Below are 1,161 nucleotides of genomic sequence, written 5' to 3'. Positions count from 1 at the left end.
CCCGTTCGGCGCAATCGCATCCACAACCACAACACTATAGCTTGCTAGATGCGGTTTTGTCCAACAGATAAACTCAGCCGCGGGTCCACAGAAAATTAAACGATCAGGGCAGCTAAGCGAACTGATTTCAACGGCAGTTTACCCTACTATAGAACTACAGCATGAGGAGGGCACTTCACCAGTATGCTGATCGACAGCACTGGCTGAATCAGCCCGAATCTTGGCAACTTCCCTATCTTGATGGTTGTTTGAGCATAAAACAGACCCCCTATGGGCTTCCACGTTGAATTACCGGCCGACTTAACTGCTACAGATTTTGATCTGAAGATGATGTTTGCCAGTAAGTTATTTGAGGAAGGCATCATCACTTCCGGACAGGGAGCTCAGATCGTAGGGATCAGCCGACGCTCGTTCATCGAGTTGCTGGGACAGTACGGAGTGGCCGCGTTTCAGACGGAGGAAGATGATCTTCTAGAAGACATCGCTAATGCCTGATCGGATCGTTATTGCCGACGCAAGCACGCTAATCGGTCTATATAATCTCAGCAGCCTGGACTTACTGAAAGAGTTGTACGGTAATGTCGAGGTGACCACAATAGTCAAAGAAGAGGCAGCAATGGATCTGCCGGGCTGGATCCGAGTTGACGACAATTATAACAGGGATGTCTATCGGTCGCTTTTGCCTAGCTTGGACGCCGGAGAGGCTAGCTCAATAGCCTTGGCTCTTGCACTGGAGAACTCTCTGCTGATCATTGACGAACGAAAAGGAAGAAGGAGAGCTAAGTCATTGGGTATAGTGATTACCGGATTGATTGGAATCCTGATCCGGGCAAAGCAGCGGGGCCTGATTGCGTCGGGCAAAAACAAACTGGACAACTTGCGTGAGCAGGGATTCCGCTTGTCAGACAAGATATATGAACTGGCGCTAAGGGAAATGAAAGAAGAGTAAATGCGCCGAACACCGCGCCCAACGTCAACCGGGGCCTGGGGAACGTTAGTGTATGTCCGGTTCTATTTGGCCCGCGGGTTCGTCACGTCGGACAATGGCCCGAAAGCTCCCGTTGGTCGGTTTCGGGCCATGCCGCCGCGCCGCCCCCTCGTGGGTGGCGTTAAAGTCATCACCTTCGAATAATTGATGCCCCGGCTGCGTTGGCGCCCCCG

At 51.9% G+C, this 1,161-nt stretch carries 2 protein-coding genes; both read left to right on the top strand.

Features of this window, described 5'->3' with window-relative positions; translation table 11 throughout:
* Positions 1-270: 270 nt before the first annotated feature.
* Positions 271-495 carry a UPF0175 family protein gene (locus tag NMA52_RS18710; protein WP_254829234.1) on the top strand — a complete coding sequence of 75 codons (225 nt, stop codon included), beginning with the start codon at positions 271-273 and terminating at the stop codon, positions 493-495.
* Positions 488-949, top strand: a complete 462-nt coding sequence (locus NMA52_RS18705; RefSeq protein ID WP_254829233.1) for a DUF3368 domain-containing protein — start codon at positions 488-490, stop codon at positions 947-949. Before NMA52_RS18710 ends, NMA52_RS18705 begins: the two co-directional genes overlap by 8 nt.
* The last annotated feature ends 212 nt before the right edge of the window (positions 950-1,161 follow it).

Source organism: Lewinella sp. JB7 (assembly GCF_024297185.1).
Classification (GTDB): domain Bacteria; phylum Bacteroidota; class Bacteroidia; order Chitinophagales; family Saprospiraceae; genus Neolewinella.
This window is presented reverse-complemented; position numbering and strand designations above follow the sequence as displayed.

Coding starts and splice junctions, on each gene's coding strand:
- NMA52_RS18705 (WP_254829233.1), top strand. CDS start 488: ATGCCTGATCGGATCGTTATTGCCGACGCAAGCACGCTAATCGGTCTA.
- NMA52_RS18710 (WP_254829234.1), top strand. CDS start 271: ATGGGCTTCCACGTTGAATTACCGGCCGACTTAACTGCTACAGATTTT.